This window comes from Rhodoblastus sphagnicola (assembly GCF_002937075.1).
GTDB lineage: Bacteria > Pseudomonadota > Alphaproteobacteria > Rhizobiales > Beijerinckiaceae > Rhodoblastus > Rhodoblastus sphagnicola.
Map to the genome: position 1 here is coordinate 1 of NZ_NHSJ01000074.1, position 5,368 is coordinate 5,368.

Genomic DNA, 5,368 nt, shown 5'->3' on the forward strand with positions numbered 1-5,368 from the left:
GCCCGTCCAGGCCGCTCCGGCTCCCGTCCCCGCCGCGCCCGCCGCCAAGCGGGGGGCCGGCGCGAGTCTGATCGATCCGCTCGCGGTTGGAACGACCTTGCCGCGCAACGCCGACATGGGCGCGATCCAGGCCGGCGCGCAGGCCGCCAGCCTCAAGGATCTGGCGGAAAAGGGCGACGCCGCCGCGCAATTTGATCTCGGCGTCCGCTATTCCGAGGGGCGCGGCTTCGACCGCGACCCGGCGGCCGCGCGCGCCTGGTTCGAGAAGGCTGCCGCGCAGGGCCAGGCCCAGTCGGCATACCGCCTTGGCCTGATCCATGAAAAGGGCCTCGGCGTCACCCGCGACACCCGGATCGCGCGCGATTATTACGAGAAGGCCGCGGCGCAAGGCCATGTCCGCGCCATGCACAATCTCGCGGTGATCGAGGCGGAAGGCGTGGACGGCAAGCCCGACTATGCCGGCGCGGCGCAATGGTTCCGTCGCGCCGCCGAATTCGGCGTGCGCGACAGCCAGTTCAATATGGCGATACTCTATGCGCGAGGCATGGGGGTTCCGCAGAACATGGCGCAGGCCTATGTCTGGTTCAGCGCCGCCGCCAATCAGGGCGATGCCGACGCCGCGAAAAAGCGCGATGAAGTGGCGGCCCGTCTGTCCGCCGACGAACTGGCGGCGGCGAAGCAGCAGGTGGCGGCTTTTCGCGCCCGCCCGGCCAATCCGGCGGTGAACGATCCGCCGGTTACGGCTGTGCGGCCGCAGGCGTCGGCGCGGATTTGAAGCAATGAATAGCCCTCACCCTGAGGAGCGGCCCTATGGGCCGCGTCTCGAAGGGCGAGGGTGGTCCACGCATCTGGCGCCGCCGGATGCTCACCCCCCAGCCGAAATTCGCTCCACCTCGGCCCCGCACAGGCTGAGCTTGCGCTCCAGCGCCTCAAAGCCGCGATCGAGGTGATAAACGCGCTGGATCATGGTTTCGCCCTCCGCCGCCAGCGCCGCGATCACTAGCGAGGCGGAGGCGCGCAGGTCGGTCGCCATCACCGGCGCGCCCTTGAGCACCGGCACGCCTTCCACCACGGCGCTGTCGCCGTCGAGGCGGATGTGCGCGCCAAACCGCGCCAATTCCTGCACGTGCATGAAGCGGTTTTCGAAAATGGTCTCGGTGATGCGCGAAACCCCTTTGGCGCGGGTCATCAGCGCCATGAACTGCGCCTGGAGATCGGTGGGGAAGGCGGGGAAGGGGGCGGTGGACACATCGACCGGCAGGATCGGTCCGCCATTGCGGGACACGCGCACGCCGGCGTCGCTCGCCTCTACCCGCGCGCCGCTCTGAACGAGCACATCGAGCGCGGCCTGGAAGTCATGGGCGCGGGCGCCCTCCAGCAACACGTCGCCGCCGGTCATGGCCACGGCCATGGCGTAGGTGCCGGCCTCGATGCGGTCGGGCAAGACGTGGTGCTTGGCGCCGTTGAGCCTGGCCACGCCGGTGATTTCGACGGTGGACTGGCCGGCGCCGCTGATTTTCGCGCCCATGGTGTTGAGCAGGTTGGCGAGATCGATGATCTCAGGCTCGCGCGCCGCATTGTGCAGCACGGTGGTTCCCTCCGCCAGAGACGCCGCCATCAGCGCCACATGGGTGCCGCCCACTGTCACCTTGGGAAAGGTGATTTCGGCGCCGCGCAGCCCCTTGGGGGCCTTGGCGACGGCATAGCCGCCCTCGATCTCGATCTGGCCGCCGAGCCGCTCCAGCGCCATGAGGAGCAGATCGACCGGCCGCGTGCCGATGGCGCAGCCGCCGGGCAGGGAGACGCGCGCCTCGCCGCAGCGGGCGAGCAGGGGGGCGATCACCCAGAACGAGGCGCGCATGCGCGACACCAGTTCGTAGGGCGCGGTGGTGTCGACGATTTCGCGCGCGGTCATGTGGACGGTCTGGCCGGCCTCGCTGCCTTCGCCCTGGCGGCGGCCGTCGATGGAATAATCGACGCCGTGGTTGGAGAGGATGCGCACCAACTGGCTGACGTCGGCGAGGCGGGGCAGGTTTTCCAGCGTAACGGTGCGATCGGTGAGCAGCGAGGCGATCATCAGCGGCAGCGCCGCGTTCTTGGCGCCGGAAATCGGAATAACCCCGTTCAGTGTCTTGCCGCCGACAATACGTATGCGATCCATCCGACCTCGCTTCTCGCGCTCATTGCGCCTCGAACTTGTGCGTCAGGGCAGGCTCTATAGCCCCTAATCGTCGGCGGAGCCAGAATTTCCGCGCGTTTCCCCGAGGCGTCTGCGCGCCTGAGCCTTGCGGCGTTTCAGATTCTCGCGCAGGGCTTCGGCGAGTCGGAGTTTTTCGGCCACTTTCCGGGGCGAGAGGGGCGCTGGCGATTCGGAGGGTTTTTCGGGATCTGACATGGCTTGGCGGAGATAGTCTGCGCATGGATCGAGCTCGGTTCATAGGCGCGAAGGCCGGTTTCGTCCAGCCTGGATCAAGGAATTGCGACAAAAGCGAAACAGGCGCTTGCCATAAGGCCAACGCTGTGGCAGAAACCGCCCGCTCCGGCCCGCACTTGCGCCGCCGGGACGATCGGCTGCGGTAGCTCAGTGGTAGAGCACTCCATTGGTAATGGAGAGGTCGAGAGTTCAATCCTCTCTCGCAGCACCATCAAACCAAAATGAACGTGTCTGACCGTGCCGAATGGTGTCGAGCGGCGGCGAACGTTGCTGTCGGCCTCATCGCGGAATTCGACCAGACGGAGAAGAGCCGCTGATGGCTCGGCAGAGCTGATCGCGCTGGCGCGGGCATGCGGAAACCGCATTAGGCATAAGTCTTCAGGGATTGTTAGATGTAAATCGGCAGGATGGGGCGTTGAACCGGGGGACTATGATGGTCTCTACGCCGCGCTTCATGTCGGAAGCCCCATCGGCGCCGCCGCCGGCGCCTTTTCTCGGGTCTGGCATGTTGCTGTCGTTGTTTCGGCGAATTCTGGGGAAGTCCGAACCGACGCTCGTGACGTGCGGCGATGGCGCGGACATGGCGCAGCTCGCGCTGTTCGAAAATGGCGCCGCCGGCATAGCCGAAGTGGACATCGCCACCCGCCGCTTCGTGCGGGTCAACCGGCGCTTCGCGGAGATGATGCGCAGGCCCGTCGCCGAAATGCTGACGCTTGGACCGCCGGACCTCATCCATCCCGGAGACTTGGAGCGGGTGAGCGGCCAATGGTTCGCCGCCATGGACTCGACGGGGCAATGGGAGTCCACCGTTCGTCACGTCGGCCCGAACGGCGAAACCATCTGGATGCGGCTCGGCGTGTCCCTCAGGAATCGCGACGAATCCGGCCGCCCCGCCCGCTGCATCGCCGTGTTGCAGGACATTTCCGAGACCGTCGAGATCACCGAGCGGCTGCGCGAGAGCGAGCAATTGCTGCGGCTCGGCCAGCAAGTCGCGCGAATTGGCAGTTTTACCCGCGACCTCCCGACGGGCGAGATCACCTGTAGCGCGGAATTGCGCGCGATTTTCGGCCACGCGTCGGACGAAAGCACGCTTTCAACGCAAGGCTGGCTGGATTTGGTGCATCCGGATGATCGCGCCCGCATCGTGGCGGCGACGCGGGACGCCGTCGCCCGCCGCGCGCCGGATATCGCCTTCAGCTATCGCATCAATCGCAAGGATGATGGCGACTTGCGCTATATCGAAATGCGCGCCCGTTACCAGTTCGACGCGGAGGGCCTGCCCGCGCGCTCCGTCGGCGTCATCATGGACACGACCGAGCGCAACCTCGCCGAGGACCAGTTGCGCGAGAGCGAAACGCTGCTGCGGCTCGGCATGACCGCCGGCGGAATCGGCGCCTATCACCGCGACATCCGCAGCGGCGAAATCCGGTGCGGCGCGGAAACCCGGGCCTTGCACGGCCTGCCGGCGGAGGGGCCAATTTCGACGCAGGATTGGCTGGCCACCCTGCTGCCCGAGGACGCCAAACGGATCATGGAGGAACTCGCGAGGAATTTCGCCCGCCGCGAGCCGGAATTCTCCTTCCATTACCGCTTTCGCCGCGAGCCGGACGGCCCCATCCGCCATATGGAGGTCCGCTCCAGCCACCACTATGACGACAAGGGCAAGCCGCTGACGGCGGCCGGCGTGGTTATCGACGTCTCCCGGCGCATCGTGGCCGAACAGAAACTCGCCCACGCCGCCCGGCACGACGCGCTGACCAGCCTGCCCAACCGCGTGCTGTTCCGCGACCGCATGGATCTGGCGCTGGCCCGCGCGCGGCGCGGCGAGAAATTCGCCCTGCTTTGCCTCGATCTCGACCGCTTCAAGGAAGTCAACGACACGCTCGGCCATCCCGTCGGCGACAGCCTGCTCGTCGAAGTGGCGGCGCGGCTGCGCGCGCAATTGCGCGAGACCGACACGCTGGCGCGGTTGGGCGGCGACGAATTCGCCATCATCCAGGCCGGTCTCGCCACGCCCAACGATTCGGTGTCGCTCTCGCGCCGTCTGATCGAGTGCGTCTCGGAGCCCTATGACATCGAGGGGAACCATCTGGTGGTCGGCGTCAGCATCGGCATCGCCATCGCGCCGGAGGACGGCGCGCTCTACGAGGATCTGTTCAAGGCCGCCGACATGGCGCTCTACCGCGCCAAGGCGGACGGGCGCGGCGGCTGGCGCTGGTTCGAACCGGAGATGAACGCGCGCATGCAGATGCGCCGCGCGGTCGAGGTCGACCTGCGCCAGGCGCTGGAGCGCAACGAATTCGAGCTGCGCTACCAACCCATCGTCGACACCGCCACAAGGCGCATCAAGAGCTTTGAAGCGCTGATCCGCTGGCGCCATCCCGAGCGCGGCCTGATCGCGCCCGACGCCTTCATCCCGCTGTGCGAGGAAATCGGCCTGATCACGCCGCTCGGCGCCTGGGTTTTGCGCGAGGCTTGCGCGCAGGCCGCGCATTGGCCCGAGCCGATCGGCGTCGCCGTGAACATCTCGCCGGTGCAGTTCACGGGGCGCCGCAAACTGCTCGAAACCGTCGAACTGGCGCTGTTGACGAGCGGACTGGCGCCGGAGAGGCTGGAAATCGAGATCACGGAAACCGCCGTCCTGCAAAACACGGACGCCACGCTCGGCATCCTCCGCGATCTCAAAAAACTCGGCGCCCGTATCGCCATGGACGATTTCGGCGCCGGTTATTCCTCGCTCAGTTCGTTGCAGAGTTTTCCGTTCGACAAGGTGAAGATCGACCGCTCGTTCACGCGGGGGCTGGAACAATCGCGCAAGAGCGACGCCATCGTCACGGCGGTGACCGATCTGTGCAAGGGGCTGGAGATGTGCGCCACGGCGGAGGGGGTGGAAACCGAAAGCCAGTTCGAGGCGCTGCGCCGGCGCGGCTGCCA

Annotated in this window: 3 protein-coding genes and 1 tRNA gene; 3 read left to right on the forward strand and 1 reads right to left on the reverse strand. The window is 66.9% G+C overall.

The window, feature by feature from the left end:
- The coding region (locus CCR94_RS11965; RefSeq protein ID WP_146089974.1) for a tetratricopeptide repeat protein at window positions 1–775 on the forward strand (775 nt) is incomplete at its 5' end.
- Window positions 776–865: 90 nt separating this feature from the next.
- Here the strand turns inward: CCR94_RS11965 and murA are convergent.
- Window positions 866–2,161 carry a UDP-N-acetylglucosamine 1-carboxyvinyltransferase gene (gene murA / locus CCR94_RS11970; protein ID WP_104508087.1) on the reverse strand — a complete coding sequence of 432 codons (1,296 nt, stop codon included), beginning with the start codon at window positions 2,159–2,161 and terminating at the stop codon, window positions 866–868.
- Between the two features lie 409 nt (window positions 2,162–2,570).
- Between murA and CCR94_RS11975 the strand changes: the two genes are divergently transcribed.
- Together CCR94_RS11975 and CCR94_RS11980 are read left to right on the forward strand one after the other, a co-directional pair.
- Window positions 2,571–2,645: transfer RNA gene (locus CCR94_RS11975), tRNA-Thr, on the forward strand.
- A gap of 369 nt (window positions 2,646–3,014) precedes the next feature.
- A partial coding sequence (locus CCR94_RS11980; RefSeq protein ID WP_158254733.1) for a sensor domain-containing protein occupies window positions 3,015–5,368 on the forward strand: 2,354 nt, incomplete at its 3' end.